Genomic DNA, 25,271 nt, shown 5'->3' on the forward strand with positions numbered 1-25,271 from the left:
GTGGCTGTTCATCAGACGATTTTTACCAAATTGAGGCGGTGTAAAAATGGCATTAAAGCAAAAATCAATCTATGCGATTGTATTTGCTGGTATATGTATCGCATTGCTGGCAGGCTTAACGGCTTATCAGGCAAACGCAAGCACGGGACGCTGGACGGACGGCAGCAATCCGGACACAAGTTGGTTTGACGTCGATCCAACTTTTGGTACTTTTACGATTAATACGCCGGCTAAGCTGGCGGGCGTCGCCAAGCTGGTCAACGACGGGGTCAACAGAAACGGCGTCCCCGTCAACGGTCTCAGCGGCAAAAGACTGGAAGTCAATCAGGATCTGGACTTATCCGCTTATTATTGGATGCCGATCGGCACCGATGCCAACCCGTTTAAAGGGACGCTGATCACGGCCGACGGGCTCATCAAAGAAATTCGCGGCATGAAGGTGGCCGACGATCTGGCGTACGGAGGCTTGATCGGATACATGGACGGGGCGACGGTAGGCGGCTTCAAGTTTACCAGCACGGGAAACATCAACATGCCTTCCGTCACGCGGGACGTGTACGTCGGAGCGGCTGTCGGCAAGATGGTCAACAACAGCTATTTGTACGATATAACCAATGATATGACCGTTACGGTCAATTCCGGTTCCCAGGTTGCTCATGCGGGGGGCATCATTGGTCAAAGCGAAGGCAATATATCCAACCTCGTCAACAACGGAGCGGTTACCGTATCCGGGGGGACGGTATACGCCGGCGGAGTCACCGGCAGCGTATACGGCAGCGGATTAAATGCCGTTAAATTGTGGAATTACAAGGCGCTTAACGCGACTGGCCAACCGGGCAAAGACGTGTATGCCGGCGGCATTGCAGGTTATTCGCCCGTATCGATCAAGATGAGCGATTACAACACGGCGATTTCCAACTCCGGCAACGTAACCGTTTCGGGAGGGGCGAACCTTTATGCCGGAGGCATATTAGGCAAAGCGAGCGGGTTAGCGGTCTTTTCTCCGAGCACGACCAACAGCGGCGCGGTAACGGTTACGGCAGCTTCGGCAACCTCTTCGTATGCCGGGGCGTTGGCCGGTTCGCTTGGCACCACGCAGGCGGCGGATCTTGTTTTTGCCAACACGGGGATTGTCACGAATAACGGCGGCAGCAACGCATATACGGGAGGTCTGGCCGGTTATGCCGAGGGCGCGCTAACTTATGTCCAGAACTATACGAACAGCATAGCTATCACGGTAACCGGCAAGGATCATCTTTACACCGGCGGTTTGGTCGGTTATGCGTCGGGGAATCTGATATTTAAAGGTGCGACGAAAAATACGGCGGTAATTCAAGTTTCCGGGGGAGGGCAGCCGAATCAGCCGGATGAAGCCTATACCGGCGGTTTAGTCGGTTATGGCGCGGCGCGGGTGCTTTTTGATAACACGGCGGCAGCTGCTTTTCAAAATAGCGGTGCGCTTACCGTAACAGGCGGCACCGGCCTTTACACAGGCGGCATTGTCGGCAATGGAGCTTACGCGAGAACAAGCGGCGACCCAAGCGACAATGTAACAAGTATCGCAGACATCCGGGTCACCGGTGTAAAGAAGCTTTACACGGGCGGTTTTATCGGTATCGTTCCGCAGGAAAGCGTCGATAAAGCGATTGCCGGGGCAACGTTTGCAAACGACATCACGGTGACGGCCATGGCTTCCGGCCCGGACAACACCGTCAGCACCGGCGGCATCGTCGGCTATTATGTGAATGGCAGCGGCAACGGAAGCATCAGCGGGGCAACCTGGAAACGAACGCAAACCGGCGTGGACGGCAACAATGATCCGACATACAGCGGCGGCACGCTGAAATCGACAGGCGGCGGCGCGTATACCTATACGGGCGGTATTGCTGGCTACGTTAAAGGCGGCCAAATATCCGGCGCAGCCGCAGGCAACACGGCGGTCAGCTACGCGACCATTACGGCCGACGGCTTTATCGGCGGAATTGCCGGGTATTTGAATGGCACGATAAATACGGCGACCGTCAAATATTTGGACGCAACGGTTCAGACCGCGGACGGTTACGCCGGCGGAATTGCCGGAACCGCGCAAGGCGCAATCAGCGGAGCGACCGTAGGCGATGCCGCGGCGGCGGGCAGCGACAGCGTGAAATTGGCTGCGCCTGCCGGTATCGACCGTTTGACGGCTGGTGGTCTTGTCGGGCAAAGCGAAGGGCCGCTGACGGCCACGGGCAGCTTGGTCACACGCATCGCCTTGCTTAACGAAGCGGGCAAAAGCGGCTACAATCTGGGCGGCATGGCCGGCATATTGGCCGCGGGCGCGCAAATCGGCGCTGCCGGGTCACCGGTGGAAGTCAAGCAGCTTAATATGACCGCCAATGCGGTCGATAGCAATGTGGGAGGCGCGATCGGCATCAACCGCTCCGAGGCCATTACGCGGCTGCAAATCGAAAATGTCGCGATCCAAGTGCCGGTTTCCGGGAGCAGGATCGGCGGCGCGATCGGCCTTCAGGAAGCCGTAATGATTGTGCCAAGCAGCGGTTTTGCGATCACGGCGCAAGATATTTCCATCGTATCGCCGGGCAGCAACAACCAGATCGGCGGCATCGCCGGCAAAAACACCGGGGTCACCAACATGGTGAAAACGCAAAATCATTTGCTTGAAGTTAGCGGCGACAATGTTCAGCTCGGCGGCATCGCCGGCCGTTCCGAGGCGCCCGATAACAGCGCGTCGCTGGCCGGCATCGCCGGCGCATGGGTGCGGGCCGGCGAGCAACTGCTGCTGAAGGCGACGGGAGCCAACGCGATGGTCGGCGGCATTGCCGGATCTGCGCGGAACACTGAAATCAAAGATCCGGTGATCGATGCCGAGCTTCCCGATACTGCAACGATTTCCGTTACGGGAGCGAACGCTAAAGCGGGCGGTATTGCCGGCAACATCGAAAACAGCAAAATCGTCGGCGATGCGGTGAAGGTGAACGTGGACAACCTGTTTATTACAAGCGCGGTTTCTGCGACGGCACCGTATATCGGCGGCATTGCCGGATACAACGACAAGACGCGGGTGGAAAAAATGGCGTCGGGCAACGTCAACCTCATCGTTGCCAGCCCGAACGCGGTTGTTGGCGGCATGACCGGTTATAACCTGAGCGGCGACACCGCCGCGGTTATCGTCAACAATCATACGGATGCGCTGAGCATCAAGGTAAATCCGACCGCTACCCCGTCTACAGTCGGCGGCATCGTTGGCGTCAATGACCGCCGCGTGACAGATCCGAGCGTGAATCCGGGAACGGCGGTCAGCACGATCCAAAACAGCCGGATTGTCGGAACGATCCAGGTGACCGCGGACGCTGCGATCACCGGCGGCATGGTCGGCGAAAATCGCAGCCTGATCGCCAACAACAGCATCTCCGATAAAATTTCGGTGATTTCCAGAGGGAAATCCGCCATTGTCGGCGGTTTGGCCGGTGTAAATACGGAGCTAGGCACGTTGTATTACACGTATTCCAATGCCAACTTGACGGTCGAAGGCGAAAATACGCTGCTCGGCGGTTTGGTCGGCGAAAACCGCGGCCAGGTGATCGCTTCTTATGTAGACATCGACATTAGCGGCAGCGCCAATGGCACGGACGGCAATCCCGTTTATTTGGGCGGCGTGATCGGCCGCAACAGCGGGACGATCGACAAATCGTATTCGGTGTCCAAAGTAACGGCCAAAGGCAGCTACACGATGGTCGGGGGCCTGGTTGGCGAGCACGCCGCCGGCAGCATCACAAACTCGTATGCGGCCAAAGAAGTTATTGCCAGCAGCGATCATTCGTTTGCCGGGGGATTGCTCGGCCGCATTGTGGGCGGCACCGTGACGACCGCTTATTCGGCGGGCAAAGTAACGGCGTCCGGAGAGGGCTCGCTGGCCGGCGGATTTGCCGGACATTACGACAATACAAGCAAGGAATTGCTGTTTAAAACATATTACGTCAAAGATGTAGACAACAATATCAACGAAGATTTACCGGATTTCGCCGAAGGCACCATGTTATGGCTGAACGTGCAGGCGCGGCTCAGCACGATTTTGGCGGAAACGCTGAGAAACAGAGATAACTTCCCTTCATTGTCCGGCTGGGATTTTGTTGCAACATGGAGGTACGGCTCGCTGGATGCGGTATATAAATATCCCGAGTTGATCCGCGTGGCCAACAGCGGCGGAGAAACCGGCAACGGGGATGATGTCAACGCCAATATCAACTGGTATATGCGCGATCCCAACGCATTCAGCTTTGAATTGAAAACCGAAGCGGAGCTTGCGGGGCTAGCCGCGATCGTCAACGGGTCGCTGCCCGGCGTCACCAAATTCTCCTTTGAAGGCAAAACGATCAAGGTGGCAAACCCGATCCATATCCAATCGAAGCAGTGGACGCCGATCGGCATCGGCGAAGACAGCCCGTTCGAGGGCAGCTTTAACGGGAACAATCAGTTGATCGACGGACTGACGTTAACGCCGGTAGTTTCGTATTCCGGGCTGTTTGGCGTAATCGGTCAGCAGGGCAAGGTCGAGAATATCCGCATCGAACCTTTGGCGGTGGCCGGCCAGCAGTTTACCGGCGTGCTGGCGGGAGTTAACAAAGGCGCTGTAGCCAACATCAACATCAAGCTGCTGAACGGGGCAAAAGTCAGCGGCGGCACCGTAGGCAGCGTGCTCGGCAAAAACACGGGCACCGTGTCGGCGCTTGCGATCACTCTGGAAGGCGGCAGCCGCATCGAAGCGACGGGCGCCAATGCGGTGGCCGGCGGGCTGATCGGCGACAACGCGTTTGCGCTGAACCCGGGATGGTTTACGTTCCAACCGACGGATGCCAGCATCGGCAGCGCGGCAACCCATGCTACGGTCGGCGGATTGATCGGCAGACAAACCGGCGACGTAAGCGGAATGAACATAAATATTGCGACGAATTATCGCATTTCGACGACAGGCGCAAACAACATCTTGGGCGGACTGATCGGCCAGCACGTATCCGGTAAAGCGGATCGCATTACCGTGACTTTCACCGACAGTACGCTGCAAGCGCTTGGCGCGGGATCGACGCTCGGCGGCATCATCGGCCAATCCGATTCCGGCAGCACGATCAGCAACGCGACGCTGAAAGCGGCGCAAAGCGGGCAGCATATGACCGTCAACGGCATCGTCGGCGGGATCGTGGGAACCAAGGAAGGCCGCGGCACCAACGCTTTTGACCTCGAAGCAGTGAAGGTCGACAACGTGACGATGGCTACTTTGGACGGAAGCGCTCAGGCCGTTCTTGGCGGGATCGCCGGCAAATTAAGCAACACCGCGCTGAAGCAAGCGGAAGTCAGCGGCGCGCTGCAAGCGGCCGGAGAGCAAGTGATTGCGGGCGGGATCGCCGGACAAGCCGACAATTCCATTTTATATATGGTAAAAGTAACCTCGGACATCGAAGCGACAGCCAAAACGGGAGTGTCCTCCATCGGAGGCGTAGCGGGCATCATCTCGTCAAGCAACGTCAATCTGGCTTTCGATTTCGGCAAGCTGGCTCCGTTCTACAGAGGCATCTACAATGCTTCCGTCACGAATAAAACGATAAAAGCGACGGGAAGCGACAGCGCGGCGGATATGTATGTCGGCGGCATCGCCGGTAAAAATACGGCGGCATCGATTTACCATGCCGAATCGCTCCCGGCGATCTCGGTTAGCGGCGGGAAAACCGTAGTTGTCGGCGGCATCGCCGGCTACAGCAGCGGGGTGATCGTCAGCTCCGCGGCGCACAGCGGCATCACGGCCGATACAAGCCGCATGTACCATGTCGGCGGGGCAGTCGGCCAAGCCGGAGGCGGCGAAATTCATTACGTCACGGTGACTTCGACGGATGGCGGTAAAATCGCCGTAAGCAGCACCGTGACGAAACCGGGCATGACGCCGGCCGCTTATGTCGGCGGTTTTGCGGGAACGGCCGACAATACGCTGTTTGCCGATTCTTTTACCGGCCTGCCTGTGCAGGTGGTATCCGACAATCAGGATGACACCTTATACGCCGGCGGTTTTGCCGGTTTGCTGGGGGATGCCGACCCGTCCGGCTCGGGTTCCATCCAACGGGCTTACGCCACAGGAAACGTCGAAGTTCAAGGCATCACAGGCGCTTATGCAGGCGGGTTTGCCGGCTCGGCGGACCGCTACGCCATCACCGAAGCTTATACGACAGGAAATGTCGCAAATACGGGCTTCGATACGCGCACCGGCGGATTCGCCGGGGTGGTCGAACGCTCGGCCAGCGTGAAAAAAGCTTATGCGGTGCAGGAGAAAGTGACCACGACCGGGATCAATCATGCGACCAGGTCGTATACCGGCGGGTTTGCGGGGTATAACGACGGAACGATCGAAAACGCCTTTGCCGGCACTCCCGCGGTTTCGATGAATGTAACCGGCGCGAATGCGTTTAACGGCGCGTTTGTCGGTTACAACTTCAGAAACGGCAAAGTGACGTCGTCTTCTTACCTAGGCACGCTTGATCCGATCGGCCGCAATTTGGGCAGCGGGCAGCCGGCTTCGGCGGCAAGTGACGTGTCCGCTTCTTACGGCTTCGGGGGCTGGAGTTTTGACGTTGACGCATCTTATTTGAGTGTATACGACGCTTCCGATATTGCGATTCAAAATGCAAAGCAATTTACCGGCGTCGTCACGCTTTACAACGATCCTAGCATCGATTTCTACAAATTGTTTAACCGGACTGCCGCGGCGAAACCCGATCTGAGCCGGTTTTCCTTGGGAACCGACGTTGACATGAGCGGCGTTGCCTGGATTCCGTTTGGCTCGTTCCGCGGCGAATTTGACGGTAAGGGCAAAACGATCAAAGCACTCAAGGGCTCGGCGCCGACGGCTTCAGCATACGGCTTCGCGGCGGAGAATTACGGAAAAATCGCCAACATCGCTTTTGTCGACGCAGACATCGCGGCGGGCGCGAACACGGGCATAGTCGCCGGAATCAACCATACCGGGGCGACAATCAGCGGCATCACGCTAAACGGCGGCAAGGTGCAAGGCGCCGATTACACCGGCGGCGCGATCGGGCTCAACAGCGGCACGGCTGACGGCATCGCCGTCAACGCTGCGGTTAGTTCCCCGAGCGGGACAATCGGCGGCATTGCCGGCGCCAATGAAGGCAAGATCAGCAAATCGTATTCCCGTGGCACCGTCCGCAATACAAATGCGGCAGGTGCGGCGGTAACGGCGGGTGGTATTACCGGGGAGAACACAGCTGCCGGTGAAATCGCTGAATCGTTCTCGTTTGCGAACATCGCGATCGGCGCCGATCAGGCGAATGTCGGCGGTATTGCCGGGGTAAACAGCGGCAAGATCGGCAACACGTATTTCTCGGGACGTTTGAGCGCGGAAGGGACAACAAAAGTCCGCGCCGGCGGCATCGCCGGTTATGCGGCGGCGGGGACGATCGGCGACGCCTTAAATGTCGGCGAAGTCACCGCTTCGAGCGGAGGAAAGATCGTCAAAGGCCAAACATTCTTCGGCGGCATCGCCGGCCAGAAGGAAGACGCGGCAATGATTGCGGGTACTGCGTTTAATAAGCAGATGCTCAAAGCGGATACAGCTTATTACAATGCCGCTGGCAAACGGATTGCCGGAACGGAGGGTGAAGCGGCCGCGTTAATGGCCAAGGACATGGTTAAGGCGACGCCGCCAATCGCTTTGAACGGCTCCTTGTGGCAAAGTACGCAAGGCTATTACCCGCAGCTTGCCGCTTTCAGCGGCAAGACGGCTTCGAAGCTGAGCGCCGCGGCGGTCGTTTTTGGCGATAAAGATTCGATCTACAGCGTCAAAGCGGATTTCACGCTGACCGGCAACGGCGAGCTTGTCTGGAGTGCTGCGACCGATACGGCTGCAATTGAGAGCGGAACCGCAGGTTCATATAAAGGCACGTTAAAAACGGCGGGAAGCGCCGATCTGACGGCCGCGGTTGGCGGGGATACAAGAACGTTGACGGTCAATGCTCCGGCCCCTGCATTTTCCGAGACGGCCCAGAAGCCTAGAATTGTTTCCGGCGACAATCCGTTTAGCGGGCGTACATCCGTTGTGCTCGCGACGGACGAAGCCGGCGGCAAGATCGTGTATACGCTGGACGGCAGCCAACCGGACGCATGGTCTACGGTATACGCCGGCCCGATTGCAATTAGCGGCCCGACGACGATCAAGGCGATGACGATGGCTGAGGACAAAGAGAACAGCGAGGTGCTTCCGACCACTTGGATGCTGCGGACGTACGATTCCCCGGGCGGTGGAGGCGGAGGTGGGGGAGCATATCAGCCGCCCGTCACCGAACCGGCCATCACCGCAAACATCGGCTCCAAAACGGTCGCGACTGATAATCAAACCACGGTATCCGTCGCTCATAACAGTAAGCTGACGTTAACGGCGCCGGAAGGCCAGACGATTTATTATACGACCGACGGCAGCACGCCGACGAAGGACAGTCCGCGTTATACCGGGGAAATTTTGATTACGGGCAATATGACGATCAAAATGATTACCGATAAAAACGATCAGGTTGTGGTCATCAACTACCGGGTTGAAAACGCCAAATACAATCTGAAGGACGATGCCAAGGAGACCAAGTACATTTCAGGTTATGAGAACAACGAATTTAAGCCGGATAACGCGCTGAGCCGGTACGAAATTGCTTATATGCTGAATCCGCTTCTGAATAAGGAGGACGTCACTGTCGGCAATGTGCTGAAGGGCGTTGACAGCGACAAAGAAAATCTTGTGGCGTTTTTTACGTCGGCGGGCATTATCGAGGGCTATCCGGATAACACCTTCGGCGGCGATAAAGGCTTGACGAGAGCGGAGTTTGTCGTTGTGATGTCGAGAGTGTTGAAGCTGGATATTTCTGAAGCGGGAGAGCCGCTTTTATCGGATATCCAAGGACATTGGTCGGAAAAATACATCAATGCCTTTACAAAAGCGGGCTATGTACAGGGTTTCCCGGACGGCACCTTCAAGCCGGACAGCCCAATTACGCGGGCGGAGGCCGTTGTGCTGATCAACCGCATTACCGGCATGGAGAAGCAGGATGCTCCGGCGAAGTTTACCGATCTGCCGCCTTCTCACTGGGCTTATCAGGACATCATGGCTGCGGCGAAGTAAGCGGGTGCGTCCCGGAAAGGCGGTAAGCGCGTTGATTAGAAAACTTATGAGATTATGGATGGTTCTTATCTTATTAACCGGGACAAGCTTGTTGGCCCATGCTCTAGCGAATGCCGCCGGCGCGGATGCCGATAAAGCCGTCTACAATGCAGAGGAAACGTATGAGCGCACGGAGGGCGCGGTGTTCTATATCCGCGCCTTGAACGGCGACGATACATTAAAAGCGGCGGGGACCGGGGTCATGATATCCCCGGACGGCATCGCGGCGACGGCTTTCCATGTCATTGCGGACGCCGAGCGGATTGAAGCCGTTTTTAATGATGGACGTATAGTTTCACGGGTTGAGGTGCTGGGCAGCGATGAGCTGACGGATGCGGCGGTTTTGAAGTTTCCCGCCTCGAATACGCGGGAAGATGAAGCGGCGGTTTCTTACGCAAATGTGATTTCACTTAGAGAAACAGCGGTAAAACACGGAGAAAAAGTATTTGCCATCGGATATCCGATGAAAGATACGCCAATCATTACAGAAGGCATCGTCAATACCCCAAAGGCTGAAATTAACGGGAGGGAGCGTATTCTGACCTCGGCCCAGATTGTCAGCGGCATGTCCGGAGGACCGGTTATCGACCGGTACGGGCGTCTGGCCGGAATCGTGTCGGGGTCCATGCGGACGATGAACAACGTCCATCTCGTCATTCCGCTCGATCAGCTGCGAAGCTTGCTGCCGGAATCCGTGAAATAACGGATAAAACAAAACAAACCGCATACCAACCCGCTTACCCGCCGGCTTGCCGGAAGGAGTCAGCGGGTTATTTTTTTGCAAGCTTCTTGATTCCCGGCGGGTGCCTAGGGCAAACGGGCGGATCTATACATAAAATATCGTGTTTACGTATGATCACCTCCAAAAATGATCCGCACATACATTTGAACCGGTAGGAAGTGAACTGATGAAGAAGCGATCCATCGCGGCTATCTCCAGCAACATTCGATATAGACGCTTCATTGTAAGTAAAATGCTGAAAACAAAAGTGCTGTTGGCAAGCAGCGAAACGCGGGGCGTCATACCCGAGACGCAAAGATTAAGCCGCGAAAGCCTGAGGTCGATGCTTGGTTCGATGAGAATGGTGTACGTCAAGCCGGATATCGGGACTTACGGCAATGGCGTTATTCGGGTGGAGTGGACCGACGATAAGGATAAGCCGTATCGGTTCCAGAAGGGCGTTAACGTGAGAAGTTTTGCGGCTTTTGATTCGATGTACGATTCATTGCAGCGTTTTACAAGCAGAAGGAAATATCTAGTACAAAAAGGGATCCACCTGCTGAAGCACAGAAACCGGCGGTTCGATCTTCGCATCATGGTTCAGCAAACGCCCAAAAAGCGCTGGGAGACAACCGGCATCATCGGCAGGGTGGCTGCGCCGCGCAAAATTGTAACAAATTTCCATAACGGCGGCACGCTGACCCCGGTGGAGAAGCTGCTCAAACCGTATTTAACTGCGGCGGAAAGCCAGAGGTACATCGGAAGCCTGCGGTCGCTTGGCGTGAAGCTGGCCAGCCAACTTCACGGCACCTATAGAGGCATTAAAGAAATCGGAGCCGATGTGGGGCTGGATAAAGATTTGAAGCCTTGGGTGCTTGAAGTGAACACTTGTCCGGATCCGTTTATATTCCGCAAACTGAAGGATAAAAGGATCTTCGGCAAAGTCATGAGATATGCCCGGGCATACGGGAAATATAAATAAAAATAGCCGGATATCTGCGTAGGCAATAGGCAGGTCATCCGGCTTTCTTTTTATCCAGCATGGCGTGGCTTAAATAGGAAGCCGCCGCTTCTAGCGCAAGCAGTGTCTATGCCGAGGATTGGGGTAATGCCGGCGTCTCTGCTTCGCCTTTTGGCAGGATGATTGTAAACACGGTGCCGATACCGGGTGCGCTGTCCACCGCAATCGTGCCTTGATGTGCTTCCACCAGCTGCTTAACGATGGAAAGTCCGAGTCCGGTTTCGCTTTTGTTTTTGTTGCGGGAAGGATCTGCTTTGTAGAAGCGTTCCCAGATCAGCTGCTGTTCTTCTTTGCTGATCCCTTTGCCCGTATCGGAAATCTCGATGCAGGTGGACCGCTCGGTTTCCGCGGCTTTTAGCTTGATCGTTCCGTAATCGGTAAATTGAATGCTGTTTTTGACCAGATTGATCAGGATCTGGGTCAGCCTGTCGTAATCCCCGTAGATCAGCACCTGCGGTTCGCATTCGATCACGATGTGCAGCTTTTTCTCTTCAATCAGCACCTCAAGCGATTCGGCGACTATCTCCATTAATTCCTTCAGGGAATATTGCTGCTTGTTTAGCGAAATCATGCCGCTTTCGATTTTTTCCACATCCAGCAGCTCATTGATGAGCCGGATCAGCCGGAACGTTTCTTTTTCGATAATCGTGTAATATTTATACCGCTCTTCCGGCTGCGTGACGAAGTTGTTTTTCAAGCCTTCGATAATGCCGCGTATGGACGTGAGTGGTGTGCGCAGCTCGTGTGTCGCATCCATAATGAAGTGGCGGCGTCTTGCGTCGTACTGCTGAAGCTTATGTGAAGCTTCTTCAAGCCGGTCGGCCATCGTATTAAAATCGTTCGAGAGATCGCCCAGTTCGTCGGAGCGGCGGACCGGGGAACGCGCCGACAAATTGCCTTGGGCGATTTGCCGGGTAGCCTGCTGAATGGAGCGGATGCTGCGGCTTAAGCTGCGGGAAAACATAATGCTGACGATAACGGCAAGCAGTCCGACAATACCCGCTGTATAAAGCAGCGGTTCTTTCAGCAGGGGCCATATGCTGGCGAGTCCGCGGTGGGAGGTCAGGACAAACAAATAAATTTCCCGTCCCGCTTTGAGCTTGATTTGCCTGGGCACTACGATGATCTGCTCATTGTTGGTACTTTTCGCTATAAAGCTCTGATTGTCTTTCATTGTGAAAATATGGCTGCGAAGCTGATCCAGAAATGCTTTGGTACGGAAAGCGAAGTCCATTTTCGAATCGCGGTACAGCAGTTCGCCGGACTTGTCCAGCATAATAAATGAAATTTTCCGCTCCGCCAGCAGCGTGCGATAGGCATTAACAGCGAGATCCGGTTCTTCGGTTTCCCGCTGCATCAGTTTGGCAACCGCGCGGCCGGCGCTGACCAATTCCTCCGTCTCCGATTTGTATACCTGTTTCTGGAAATAGTAGACAAACCCTCCGCTCAACAAAGCGAGAATCAGGACGGCGATCAACAGATGGCTTAATACTTGTCTTTGAAAAAAAGTGAACCGGTATCGGATTCGCAGCTTCTTCACGTTACGCCTCATTCCTCCAGCTTGTACCCTACGCCCCAGACGGTAACAATCAGTTGGCGCTCGGGGCGCGACACTTTGTTGCGCAGCCGTTTGATATGCACGTCAACCGTGCGTTCTTCGCCGAAATAGTCGTAACCCCAGACGCTTTCGAGCAGCTGCTCGCGGGTAAATACTTTTTTCGGATGCTTGACGAACAAGCGAAACAACTCGAATTCCTTGGGGGTCAAGCTGCTGACAGGCTGGCCGTCGATCGTTATGCTGCGCGCGGCAATATTGATGGCAATGCGGTTGTACTGCAGCAGATCATCTTTGCTGAATTCTTCCTCTTGCACGCCGACGCCGGCAGCGGATGCAGATGCAGGATGCAAATGATAACGCCGCAGCACCGCTTTCATACGGGCGATCAGCTCCATCGGGCTGAACGGTTTCGTAACGTAGTCGTCGGCTCCGAGTTCGAGCCCGAGAATGCGGTCGTTCTCTTGATCTTTAGCGGTCAGGAGAATGACGGGCGTTTGCTTGGTCTGGCGTACCTCGCGGCATAAGGCAATGCCGTCTTTTCCCGGGAGCATCCAATCGAGGATGATGAAATCCCAATCGGAATCGCGGATATAATGCTGTGCGGTCAGACCGTTATGTATAAAGGTGGCGTCATACTGCTCCTTCTCGAAAAAAAGCCGCAGCATTTCGCAAACAGACGGGTCGTCTTCAACGACAAGCAGCTTCATGTTAACAACTCCTAAGAGCTTTCCGCAGGAAAGCTGGCTACGAAAGGACTACTGAGCTTTCCGAAGGAAAGCTAGCTTCGAAAGGATTACTGAGCTTTCCGAAGGAAAGCTGGCTATGAAAACCATATAAGTTGAACCAAAAACTTCCAGGAAGGGCAGGGTGCAGTGGAGGAAGGGAATTGTCTTGCCAGCGAGTTATGGCTTTGAATTCCTACGAGCCGCAGGCCCATTCCATGAAAGGAATTCAAAACAAGATGTTTGAAGAGGGCAAGATAATCCCTTTCGGAATGGAACGGACCTCCATACGATAGGTTCAACTTATATAGATCTGAAAGGACTTACTTAAGCTTAAGCATATTCCGATATGCGGAGGTTGACAAGTGCGCGAAGCCCGATATTTGCATAGTTAAAAAAATCATCACTTTTCCCCGGAGAAAGGGATAAGGCTGGACGCTAAAGAATGTATAAGCAAAACCATTTCAAACCGCTGAAAGGCGTGAGGACTCATGTTTCCAACAAGCATAAATGAAAATTTCAACGATGTGATGGCTTATGTCGAAAAGATCAACCGCTTAAATCACGGCACTTCCTGCGCCTTATACGTGATTCAAGGCGACCGGGTCATCGCCGAGCATTACGCGGGCCGGCATGGCACGCCAGAGGAAGCGCGCCGGACGTCGGCCGCTTCGCAATACAACGTGGCATCTGTGCGCAAAAGCTATATCGGCTTTGCCGCGGCTTGGGCGCAGCATGCCGGTGCTATCGCTTTTGACGACGAGGTGCTGCGTTACGTATCGCCGGACAAAGAGGAACGTGCGGTTTTGGACAAGGTGACCGTCCGGCACCTTCTGACGCATACGCACGGTTTGATCAGAGGTGCGGACGGCCAGCTCCAGCGCCGTTTTGCACCAGGTACCGATTGGCAATACAACAACGTGGGGATCGGCTTGCTAACCCAATTGCTCCCGGAAACATTAGGTTGCTCGATTGCCGAGCTGTTGCGGAAGCATGTATTTGACCCGCTCGGATTTACGGAGACCGGCTGGCGAAGCGCACCATCCGAACTGCTTGTGCCGGTTATCGACAAAGGAAACAATAACGAATCCAGGTTATATCTCGACGGCTGCACAGACGGCAGCGAAGGCAATATGTTTGTATCGGCCCGCGAGCTGGCCTGGTGGGGGTATTTGCATTTGAAGTTTGGCCGAATGAAAGGCACTTCGCTGATACCGGAAGCTGTGATCCGCAGCGCGACAACCGTCCAGTCACCCGCCGGGCTGCCGGCAAATCTTCCGCACAACGGCTGCTTATGGCTGGTCAAAAGCGGCGAATCCCCGCAATGCTTGATTGGCCCAAACGTGCCGCAGCACGCCTTCGAAATCGTCGGCTTATACGGGCCGCTGGTACTGGTTGTTCCCGAACTCGATTTGGTTGTCGTCAGAATGGCCAATACATGCGGAAACTATGAGGACGAGCATGGCTCTTACGTGCATTACCTCAAGCAATTCGCCGACCGGGCCGTCGCCGCGGCGAGAAAGCCGTACAGTGTTGCTCCCCCTAGCGGGCTTTAGTATACTTTAAGAGGCTGTTCAAAAAGTCAGCTTTTGAACTGGACTTTAGCCAGATACGTTCATTTTGATCGAAAAGAAGGGATCGTATATGCGGGTATTGGTAGTGGAAGACGATCATAACCTGCGTGAGGCCATCGCTTCCGTGCTGGAAGACGAGCAATATGAGGTCGATGCGGCGGATAACGGTCATGACGGCTTGCTGAGCGCCGAGCATGGCATCTACGACCTGTTGATATTGGATATTATGCTGCCGGGTATCGACGGCATCACGCTGATTCGCACGCTCAGGCGAAAAGGAATTTTCACGCCGGCGTTATGTTTGACGGCCAGAGATACGGTTGAAGCCCGCGTGCAGGGATTGGATGCGGGGGCGGACGATTATCTGGTGAAGCCGTTTGCCATTAATGAGCTGCTCGCGCGCATTCGCGCGTTGCTCCGCAGGAGCAAAGGATTCGGCGTTGGCGGTGAGCTGGCATACGGGGCCATCACCTTGGCGGTGAGTGAATATGAGGCCGTCTGCAACGGCCAAACCGTGAAGCTGACCTCCAAGGAATATGAGCTGCTCTCCTATCTGGTGCAGAATAAGGAGCAGATTTTGAAGCGGGATCAAATTTTTAACCGCGTGTGGGGGCTGGACTCCGATGCGAACGAAACGGCAGTCGATCTGTACATTCATTATATACGCAAAAAGCTGATGCCCTCCGGATGCGACCATTACATTCATACCGTACGGGGCGTCGGTTACATGCTGAAAGCCGGCGACGACCATGTTTAATAAAACCCGGCTGCAGCTCGTCACTTTGTATTCTATTGTGTTTTTTGTGCTGCTGAACTGTTTTGGCGCCATGCTGTACTTTTCCACGCAGCAGCGGTTATACGCCCAGGTGGACAGCTCGCTGCAGAAAGAATTAAATACGTTCGCCACGCTGATGAACCGCCAAGCTCGAAGAGACAACCGGGAAGTGCCGTACCGTCCGGTCCGGCTCATGAGTTATTTGTTCTGGGACGAGAGCGGCAAGCTTGTGTTTCAGACGCCGCGCGATCTGCTGGATGACAGCGCGATCGAAGCGCTTCGCGCGGAAAGCGAGGAGCTGGGCGTGCACAGCGTGACGCTGGAAGACAATGTGTACCGCACGGTCGGCAAGCAAACGGCAAGCGGCGGCTACATTCAGATCGCTTACAACATGGAGCCCGAGCGCAGCGTGCTTGGCAACCTGCTGATTTTTATCGGGGCCGGAGGACTGGTCAGCGTTATTATCGCCGTATTGGCGGGGTATTTTCTAGCGAGCCGGGCCTTTGTGCCGATTCAAAAAGCGTGGGAGCAGCAGCAGCAATTCGTCTCGGACGCTTCCCACGAGCTGAGAACGCCGCTTTCCGTGCTGCGCATTCATTTGGAGCAGATGTTTCGCCATCCCGAACGCACGGTCGAACAGGAGAGCCGTAAAATATCGGTTATGCTTGATGAAACGCAGCGGCTCGGCAAGCTGGTGGACGATCTGCTGACTTTGGCGCGCAAAGATTCGAGCCAGATGGAGCTGCTGAAGACACGGGTGAATTTGCACGATATTTTACAAAGTGTGGTGCACGGATTTCAGGACATGGCCCGCCTGAAAGGGATTGAGCTGACAGCGGATTTGGAGCCGCATGCCGAAATCCAAGGCGACGCCGACCGGCTTCATCAGCTTTTCGTCATCGTCATGGACAATGCTTTAAAATATACAAAGCAAGGCGAGATCAAGGTTTGGCTGAAAACGGACGGGGCGGCGGCGCAAATCGAAATTGCCGACACCGGCATCGGTATAGCGGAGGAAGATCTTCCTCGTATATTTGACCGCTTTTTTCGTGCGGACAAGGTGAGAAACCGCAAGGAAGGCGGCAGCGGGCTGGGACTGTCCATCGCCAAATGGATTATCGAAGCCCACGAAGGTTCGGTTTATGTGGAAAGCGTTCCGGAGCGGGGTACGGTGTTCAGAATCAGTTTGCCGGGCGGCAAAACGCCTTAAGCGGCCCGGTCTTATATTCCCCGCGTCGGGTACAAGCCGGTGCGCGGCTTTGCTTGGCACATATTGCGCTCTTTGGACCGGAAGGGTACCAAAGCGGCGCGATTTTTTTGAAGCGAGGACGGTTTGGAAAAATGAAAGCGCTGCCGATACACTTCACTTTTTTATTAGTTTCGAAAAAATGGGGGGGCATTTTCATATTTTATTAAGCTTTCAAATCGAATTCCAATAAACATTTGATTTAATGAAGGTAATTTCAAGTAACATGTACTTCGAATCAGGAACTTGCAGGAGGTTGAGCCGCTTGCGGACGAAAAAAGTAGTACTTATTTCCACAATAGCCATACTTCTATGCGCAGGGGGCACTTATGTTTATTTTGACCGCTTCAAACCGGCGAATAAAAATACGGCCGCCCAGCAGGAAGCGACCTATACGGTCAAAAAAGGCAATTTGCGTTCGGTCATTTCCGGGACAGCCCAACTGGAGCCGCAGGAATTGCAAAGCATCGTGCCTCCCAAAGAAGGCATGATTAAATCCATCAACCTAAGCCGCAATCAGCCGGTGAAAAAAGGAGATTTGCTGCTGGAGTTGTCCGATTCGGCGCTGGATGAGAAGCTGGACCAAGCGACGGTGACGCTGAGCCAGCTGCAGTCCGATATGGACGACCTGCTTCAGCAGCAAGCCTCGCTCAAGACGGTCGCTTCAACAAGCGGCAAGCTGATTTTGGCCAGCAATATAACCGAAGGCGCCGGTGTTTCCAAAACGACCAAAATCGGCACCATCGCCGATACAAGCGTGTTGACCGTGACGCTGCCTTTCTTGCAGGAGGATGCGGCACAGTTGAAAGCGGGAGATCAAGTGCAGCTGACTATCGACGGGTTTATGCTGACCAAATCAGGCACTATTGACTCGCTCGCCGCAGGCACGAAATCGGATACCAAAGGCAATCGCCTGGTCGATGTGAAGGTTCGGGTAGAAAACGACGGTTCATTGGATGCAGGACTAAACGTCAAGGGCTCGGTGACGATCGGCGGGCAAGCGGTCGACGCCAAAGCGTTGGCTGCGCTGCAATATAAAACGACCAAAACGGTGCTCGCCGGCGTTAACGGCACGATCAGCCATATGGAAATTACCGGAGACCAGCTGGTAGAAGCCGGGGAGCTGATCTGCACGATCGAAAGCGATACGCTGGACCGCGACATGACACAGAAACGGCTGCAAATCAACCAGCAGCAAAAAAGCATCGACGATGTGAAAACGCAGCTGGAGAAGCTGAAAGTGTTTGCGCCATTTGACGGCATCTTCTCCACCGACTTCGCCGATCAGAAGAAAAATGTGCTGACTTCTTACCCGGTGGGCACGACCATCGAAAGCGGCGTACAGCTTGGAGCCGTTGCCAATCTGGATACGCTGCAGCTGCCGATCAAAGTCGACGAGCTTGATCTTCCCAAGATTAAGCAAGGACAAAAAGCGGAGGTGCATGTTGACGCAGTTCCCGGAAAAGTATTCCAGGCGGATGTGACGCAGGTGTCGACGGTTGGTACGGTGACCAACGGGGTCACCTTCTTTACGGCCGTATTGTCGATCAAAAATTCGTCGGAGCTGAAAAACGGGATGACGGCTACGGCCGACATCATTATCGAAGACAGACGGAACGTGCCTTTAATGCCGATTGAAGCGCTGCACCAGCGGGCCGGCAAAAAATACGTCGCTGTGAAAAATCCGGACGGTACGATCGATCAAGAACATGAAGTGAAGACGGGAGCGAACAACAGCACGCAGATCGAAATTACGGAAGGCCTGAAGGAAGGCGACGTCATTATACTGCAGCAGGCCAGACAACAGCGCAAACTGTCCCAGCAGGAAATCGACCAGATGCGCCAGCAGTTCCAGCAAGGCGCTCGTCCCGGCGGTGCTGCAGGCGGTGGGAACAACGCCCGCCAAGGCGGCGGCGGTGGGTTTCCAGGCGGAGGAGGCCGGTAATCCGGCCGTTTAAAGGGCGGTGATGAGATGTGAGTATGATAGAGCTGAAAAATATTAAAAAAACATATTTTCGCGGCAGCGAGGAGCTGCCGATTCTAAAAGATATTTCGCTTTCGGTCGATATCGGCGAATTCGTGGCGATCGTAGGGCCCAGCGGCTCCGGCAAATCAACGCTGATGAATACGATCGGTCTGCTGGACGTGCCGACCTCCGGTTCTTATACGCTGGACGGCGTGGTGACGCAGAAAATGAAAGATGACCAGCTCGCCGAGCTGCGTAACCAAAAGATCGGGTTCATCTTCCAGCAGTTTAATTTACTGCCCCGGCTGACCGCGCTTGAAAATGTGGAGTTGCCGATGATCTATGCCGGCATCGGACGTAAGGAAAGACGGGATCGGGCGATGGAAATGCTGACCATGCTTGGCATGGGCACCCGCGGCGGGCATCGGCCCAGCGAATTGTCGGGCGGCCAGCAGCAGCGGGTTGCGATTGCCCGTGCACTTGCCATCGGCCCCTCGCTCCTGCTCGCGGACGAACCGACCGGCGCGCTCGATTCCAAAACCGGGCGCGAGGTGCTGGAGCTGATGCTGCAGCTGAATGAAGCGGGCAATACGATCGTGCTGATTACGCATGATCTGCATATTGCCGAGCACGCCAAACGGATCGTCACCATTCGCGACGGCATGATTATTAGCGATGTGGCTAATGTCCCTCTCGTTCCGGTCGAGCCTCCCGTGGAGGTAACGTCATGAAGCTGACCGAACTGATTTTCATGGCGCTGAAGACGGTGAGCAGCAACTGGCTGAGAACGATGCTGACTATGCTTGGCGTCATTATCGGCGTCAGCTCCGTGGTGACGCTGGTAGCGATCGGTCAAGGTACGGCAAGGCAAATCGAGCTGCAATATGAGAGCCTTGGCACCAACCTGCTTGTTGTCAACGTCAACGGTCAAGGCCGGGCGACCCAGTTGAATTACGACGAGATTATGCAATTCGAAGGATTTCCGGAGTTTCAGTCGATTGCGCCAACCGTCAGCAGCAGCATTAATGTAAAGTACGACCGCAATCAGGATTCTTTTGCGGTGCTGGGTTCCAACGACCGGTATCTTCCCATTGTCAAATCGGAGCTGGCGACCGGGAGATACATCTCCGAGGCCGATCAAGATTTCCGCACGAACGTTGCGGTGCTCGGAACCAATGTGGTCAAAACGCTGTATGGAACAGCGAATCCACTCGGCACGCAAATTAATATCAACGGTTTGTCGTTTACCGTCATCGGTACCTTAAAGACCAAAGGCTCCAGCATCGGCGGCTCGTCGGTCGACGACAACGTGATCGTACCGCTCAGCACGGCGCAGCGTCAGCTCAACATGGGCAGCATCCGCACGACGTACATTGAAGCCGCGAGCAAAGACGATATTTACCGGGCGCAAGATACGATCACTCAATTTTTGACTTATAAATTTAAGAATACCAACGGCTTCCGGCTCATGAATCAAGATCAGTTGCTGACGGCGAGAACGGAAGCGTCAAGCTCCCTGACGAGCCAGCTCGTTAGCGTGGCCTGCATCTCGTTATTGGTTGGCGGTATCGGCATCATGAACATTATGCTGGTTACTGTCAGCGAACGGACGCGGGAAATCGGCATCCGCAAATCCATCGGAGCCAAGCGGCGGAATATATTGTTCCAGTTTCTGGTGGAGGCTGTGGTCATCAGCGGTTTGGGCGGTTTGATCGGGCTGCTGCTGGGCATCGGGCTGTCGCTGGCTTGGCCTCACATTAATCCGAAACAGACGACGGTCATCTCGCTGAACATCAGCATGTACGCTTTCCTGTTCTCCGTGGCGGTCGGCGTTATTTTCGGCTTGTATCCGGCCAACAAAGCATCCAAGCTGCGGCCTATCGACGCATTGCGTTCGGACTGACGGTTGTGCAGCGGGGACAAGGGGCCATATTTTTTGCGGAACGTGATGACAAGCGTCTCGCTTGTAAAATGAATAGGAGGAAAAAACATATGCAGGGCATTCATCCCAACAACATGCTCAAATCCTTGCGTCTGCTGCTGATGTTCGCGCTTGTCGGGTGTCTGGCCTGGTCGGGAATGGCTCCGCGGCCTGCGGCGGCCGGCAAAGAGGGCGTTTTTATCGGCGACGGCGTTTATTTCACGTTGGAAGCTGCCGAGCTGTCGAAGGAAACGGACAGCCAGACGATGCGCTTTACGGTTAGGTTGAACAATGATGGGGAAAGTTCCGTCGATTTCAACCGGTACGGAGTAAAAGTGACTGCGGAGGGCGGGGGCAGCTACTCCGCGCAGCTTAGCCAAAAGGCGGCGGGGACCGTCGCTCCGGCTTCCGCCGTCGATTACATGTATGTCTCCAAGATCGCGGCAGGTTTGCCGGCCGATCAATTAAAAGTGACGATTTTCGACCGCAGCGGCGGCGGAATCAGCGATATCGGTTCTTTGACGGTAGCGAATGCGGACACTTTGCGCCAGACGGACAGCCAGCTCGTGCTGAATTTATCCGACGTGGACAGTTCTGCCGCTAACGATTCTATACTTACGCTGCGCGCGCAGCAAGCTTTCGTTCAGCCGAAAGACGGCAAATGGCTGCTGTCGGCCGATATCGCGGCGGAATACAGCGGGACCGGTTCAACCGCGCTCCCATCCGGGCTGAAGTGGACCGTACGCGATAAATCCGGCAAAACATACGCAGCGGCCGTCAAAATGGCGGATGGCAGTGCTTTGAGCGCAGGACAGACGTTTCATATCCTGCTTACCGCAAACAGCGATAAACGTCCCGATGCAGCTAATCTTGTGTTGGAGCTTTCCCGCAACGATGCCGGTTCTTCCGTACTCGGCAAGCTGAACATCGGTCCGCGCTTTGCGGTTGTGCAGGCCGGGCAGAAGGCCCCGTATTTGCTGCAAAGCGCGGACGGATTGACGATGGAGTTGGGACAAGCCCAAGTATCCAAACGTTCCGAGGACAGGCAAATACTGGCCGACGTTATGTTTCACAACGGCAGCGATCATACCGTTCAAGTTCCCGAGCTCACAGGTTCGTTTGTTTCCGTGGAGAACGGTTTGACTTTGGATGCTTCGCTTGTGATCGCGGCGGATACGTACGTCGCCTCGGGACAATCGACCTCCTATCGGCTGGCAGCCGCTTTGCCGGACGGCGTGAGCCCCGATACGCTGCAATTGCTTGTGTTTGAACAGAAGACCGCTAGCGGTAAAACATCGTCGGGCAGCTCCAATGACAAAAGCGGCAGCACCAATACGAATAACAGCACTAGCAACAATAGCGACACCACAAACTCCAATAGCAGCACCAGCAGCACAAACTCGTCGACGTCGGGCAGCTCCGGCAGCGGCAAAAATGGCTCGTCTGCGAGCGGATCCGGAAATACAGCGAACACCGGCAGTTCGGGTTCAGCGGCGAACAGCAGCGGGAACTCGGGAGCTAGCGGCTCGACATCGAGCAGCGGCGGCAGCGGAAACAACGGGAGCACAAATAACGACGCATCCGGTTCTGCGTCCATCCCTGTGATGGCCGTCAGCTTAAACGGCGCATCTTCCCCGGCTGCGATGGTCAACGCACCTTTTTATACACTAGGCGACCGCATGGCGCTTAACGCATCAAACAGCTTGATCGATAAAAACCTGGATGTCTCCATCGTTGAGCTGAACGCTCATACGAATGACGAGAACGGCTTCCAGACAGTCGTAGCCAAGTTTAAATTTACGAACAAAAGCAGCGATACCCTTTCACTACCTTCATTTGCGACGGAACTGCTGAATAGCGATGGCGTATCGTTCCCCGGTTCGCGTCAAACGACAACGCTGCAGCAGCTTATCCCGAATACGTCTTATGTGGTGAGTTATTCATACATGCTGCCGCCGAAGTCAACCGGGTTCTACACCTTGCAAATACTGGATGCGACCAACGCGGCCAAATACAAGGTGCCGGTCGGAGCCTACCAGGTCGCTATCAAGCAAACCGGCGACGAAAATCCGAATTTTGCGCAAAAAGAACTGTCGTTTTATCCGTTTAACGTATCGATCGACGATTGGAGAATGAGCACGTTGTATACCGGCGGCGCTTATACTTACAAGCTGAACCTGATTGTCGGCGTGAAGAAAATAGACGATGTCATTGTCGACAATTCATTCTCTACAATGGAGTTCGACCTGTACGATACGCAAAATCGTCTGCTTGGCTCGACATCGGTGCCATTCCAAGGAACAGGCAAGCTGATTAGCGGCAATCAAACGATCACTTTCACCGATTTGAAAACGGAGCAGTTTGAATTCCCGCTGACGATCCGTGTATACGAAACGATTCAAACCGCAACCGGCGCGGCCAAACGTCTGGTCGCCACATTGCAGCAGTAAATATTCGCCGAGCATTGAAAAAGTTCGCCGAGCTTGAAAAATCCTCCGATGGTTGAACCGTCGGAGGATTTTTTTGGCCGCGCGGCTGGTTGGGGGAACTGTATTCCTTCAGATTTTCTTTAGAAATATCCCCGCAGGTTCTTCAGATTTATCAGATACTATAGGTTTGTAGCAAAGCCAGCGGTATTTCGCATGAACCGGTCTATAAATGAAGAAAATAAACAAATTGGGAGGGGAGTCCATTGACTTCAAATCAACATGTCATGTTCTTGCAGCGATTTATTAAGAATCCCCAGCGAGTTGGGAGTGTTATGCCAAGCTCGAGATTTCTGGCAAGTAAAATGGTTCAGTCTGTGCCTTGGGATGAGGTAACCGCAATGGCCGAGCTCGGTTCCGGCACAGGAGCGGTCACGCGCTTAATCGGGCGGCAGGCAACACCATCTGCGAAGGTGTTATTGTTTGAATTGGACGATAAGATGAGATGCGATTTGCAAACAACCTACCCTCATTTCTCCTGCCATTCCAACGCATGCCATTTAATTGAAACAATGAAACAGAAGGGCATTCGTCAGTTGGACTGCTTAATTAGCGGATTACCCTTCTTCAATTTCGATAGCGGACTGCGAGAACATTTAATCGATCAAATTGCCGAAGCTTTAAAGCCTGGGGGTTATTTCATCGCCTTTCAGTACTCTCTGCAGATGAAGAAACATTTATCCGAAAAATTCATGATTGAGAAAATCGATTTTGTACCCCTTAATTTTCCTCCGGCTTTTGTCTATACATGCCGCAAAAAGGGGGGATTCAGGTGAATTACGACACGCTGCTTCATTCGATTGCACAGTTCGGTTACGCTGCTTTGTTCTTTGCGTTATGGCTCGGGATTGTAGGGATGCCGATTCCCGATGAAGTTGTCGTGATGACCGGCGGCGCTGTAAGCAGAGCGGGATTGCTCCAACCAATTCCAGCCTTTATTCTCACTTATTTAGGGGTTATTTCGGGGTTATCTCTGGGATATATTCTAGGCCGATATTTGGGTTCGCCTGTGTTGGATAAGCTTCGCCGCAAAAAGAATGTCCACAAGCATATTCAGACGTCCGAATACTTGTTAAATAAATATGGCAGTGTTGCGCTGAGCTTCAGTTACTTTATTCCGGTAGTCAGACATATAGTTCCCTATTTAGTCGGGATTAATAAAATGTCATTTCGTCGCTATGTCCTTTTTTCTTATACCGCAGGGCTTGTGTGGACGTTTGCTTTCTTTACGTTGGGTCAATTTGCAGGCGGCCATGTGGAAATGATCGGGACCTTGATTTATCATTATAGTATTTATGCGGGATTTGCTCTTCTTATAGGCATTTTGATATTCATGATCCTGAAAAATCGGAAAAGGAGAAGGGCGTTATGAATACGGTGCTTGTCGTAGATGACGATTCGGAAATTCGCGATGTCATTCAAGTATATTTACGTAACGAAGGATATCGGGTTTTAGAAGCCGCCAACGGTGTGGAGGCATTGGATGTTTTGCAGTCGAACGCTGTCCAACTGATTATTTTGGATGTGATGATGCCCCGCCTGGATGGTATTAAGGCTTGCCTTAAAATCAGGGAAACTTCAACTGTGCCCATTATCATGCTCTCTGCCAAGGGAGAAGATATTGACAAGATTGCCGGTCTCACTACCGGAGCGGATGATTATTTAACCAAGCCCTTTAATCCGCTAGAATTGCTCGCCCGAGTAAAAGCTCAGCTGCGACGGCAGTTATTCAAGGCCACAGAAGTAAGTGATGCTCTGATTCGAATTGGTGACCTTATGATCGAAAAGACCAAGCATTTGGTAACTCTGAAGGGAAACGACATCTCGCTGACACCGCTGGAGTTTGCCATTCTGGAGCTGCTGGCCGCTCACCCCGGGCAAGTGTTCAGTGCTGATAAAATATACGAAAGCGTATGGAAGGAGCCATCCGGGTATTCAGAAAATACGGTTATGGTTCATATTCGTAATTTGCGTGAAAAAATAGAGGATACTCCAAGAGAGCCGCGATATATTAAAACGATCTGGGGGGTGGGCTATAAAATTGAAAAATAAGCTATTTGCCATAATAAAAAG

15 protein-coding genes are annotated in these 25,271 nt (G+C 53.9%); 13 read left to right on the plus strand and 2 right to left on the minus strand.

Translation table 11 applies throughout. The annotated features are described in order from the left end of the window. The first annotated feature begins 46 nt into the window (after positions 1–46). The 3 genes from EYB31_RS19975 to EYB31_RS19985 all read left to right on the plus strand — a co-directional run bounded on the left by EYB31_RS19975 (position 47) and on the right by EYB31_RS19985 (position 10,911). Entirely contained in the window at positions 47–9,169 is a 9,123-nt protein-coding gene (locus EYB31_RS19975; protein WP_131015180.1) for a chitobiase/beta-hexosaminidase C-terminal domain-containing protein, read from the plus strand. Between the two features lie 46 nt (positions 9,170–9,215). After that, complete coding sequence (locus tag EYB31_RS19980) at positions 9,216–9,911, plus strand: S1C family serine protease (RefSeq protein WP_165452503.1); 696 nt, start codon at positions 9,216–9,218, stop codon at positions 9,909–9,911. Between the two features lie 205 nt (positions 9,912–10,116). Continuing rightward, positions 10,117–10,911, plus strand: coding sequence for a YheC/YheD family protein (locus EYB31_RS19985; protein ID WP_131015182.1), 795 nt, complete (start codon positions 10,117–10,119; stop codon positions 10,909–10,911). Between the two features lie 106 nt (positions 10,912–11,017). Here EYB31_RS19985 and EYB31_RS19990 read toward each other — a convergent pair whose 3' ends face one another. Together EYB31_RS19990 and EYB31_RS19995 are read right to left on the minus strand one after the other, a co-directional pair. Next, a complete protein-coding gene (locus EYB31_RS19990; protein WP_240762629.1) occupies positions 11,018–12,490 on the minus strand; it encodes a sensor histidine kinase in 1,473 nt (490 codons plus the stop codon). An 8-nt stretch (positions 12,491–12,498) separates the two neighbouring features. Continuing rightward, positions 12,499–13,215, minus strand: coding sequence for a response regulator transcription factor (locus tag EYB31_RS19995; RefSeq protein ID WP_131015184.1), 717 nt, complete (start codon positions 13,213–13,215; stop codon positions 12,499–12,501). Positions 13,216–13,721: 506 nt separating this feature from the next. Here EYB31_RS19995 and EYB31_RS20000 point away from each other — a divergent pair. The 10 genes from EYB31_RS20000 (at position 13,722) to EYB31_RS20045 (ending at position 25,250) form a co-directional block, all read left to right on the plus strand. Continuing rightward, positions 13,722–14,786: a serine hydrolase domain-containing protein gene (locus tag EYB31_RS20000; RefSeq protein WP_131015185.1), complete on the plus strand. Its 1,065-nt coding sequence runs from the start codon at positions 13,722–13,724 to the stop codon at positions 14,784–14,786. Between the two features lie 88 nt (positions 14,787–14,874). Further along, on the plus strand, positions 14,875–15,561 hold the full coding sequence (locus tag EYB31_RS20005) for a response regulator transcription factor (protein ID WP_131015186.1): 687 nt from the start codon (positions 14,875–14,877) through the stop codon (positions 15,559–15,561). After that, the gene (locus tag EYB31_RS20010; protein ID WP_131015187.1) at positions 15,554–16,789 is read left to right on the plus strand and encodes a sensor histidine kinase; all 1,236 of its coding nucleotides are present in this window, start codon (positions 15,554–15,556) and stop codon (positions 16,787–16,789) included. Before EYB31_RS20005 ends, EYB31_RS20010 begins: the two co-directional genes overlap by 8 nt. 301 nt (positions 16,790–17,090) lie before the next feature. Next, on the plus strand, positions 17,091–18,770 hold the full coding sequence (locus tag EYB31_RS20015; RefSeq protein WP_240762631.1) for an efflux RND transporter periplasmic adaptor subunit: 1,680 nt from the start codon (positions 17,091–17,093) through the stop codon (positions 18,768–18,770). A 35-nt stretch (positions 18,771–18,805) separates the two neighbouring features. Next, positions 18,806–19,522: an ABC transporter ATP-binding protein gene (locus EYB31_RS20020; protein WP_131015301.1), complete on the plus strand. Its 717-nt coding sequence runs from the start codon at positions 18,806–18,808 to the stop codon at positions 19,520–19,522. Further along, a complete protein-coding gene (locus EYB31_RS20025; protein ID WP_131015189.1) occupies positions 19,519–20,694 on the plus strand; it encodes an ABC transporter permease in 1,176 nt (391 codons plus the stop codon). The genes EYB31_RS20020 and EYB31_RS20025 overlap by 4 nt, the downstream gene beginning before the upstream one ends. An 89-nt stretch (positions 20,695–20,783) precedes the next feature. Continuing rightward, positions 20,784–23,162 (plus strand): hypothetical protein, encoded by a 2,379-nt coding sequence (locus tag EYB31_RS20030; RefSeq protein WP_131015190.1) that lies wholly within the window; start codon positions 20,784–20,786, stop codon positions 23,160–23,162. A 263-nt stretch (positions 23,163–23,425) separates the two neighbouring features. After that, the gene (locus tag EYB31_RS20035; protein ID WP_420819459.1) at positions 23,426–23,974 is read left to right on the plus strand and encodes a class I SAM-dependent methyltransferase; all 549 of its coding nucleotides are present in this window, start codon (positions 23,426–23,428) and stop codon (positions 23,972–23,974) included. Continuing rightward, entirely contained in the window at positions 23,971–24,570 is a 600-nt protein-coding gene (locus tag EYB31_RS20040; protein ID WP_131015192.1) for a DedA family protein, read from the plus strand. The genes EYB31_RS20035 and EYB31_RS20040 overlap by 4 nt, the downstream gene beginning before the upstream one ends. Next, entirely contained in the window at positions 24,567–25,250 is a 684-nt protein-coding gene (locus EYB31_RS20045) for a response regulator transcription factor (protein ID WP_131015193.1), read from the plus strand. The genes EYB31_RS20040 and EYB31_RS20045 overlap by 4 nt, the downstream gene beginning before the upstream one ends. The last annotated feature ends 21 nt before the right edge of the window (positions 25,251–25,271 follow it).

This window comes from Paenibacillus thalictri (assembly GCF_004307995.1).
Classification (GTDB): Bacteria; Bacillota; Bacilli; order Paenibacillales; family NBRC-103111; genus Paenibacillus_AF; species Paenibacillus_AF thalictri.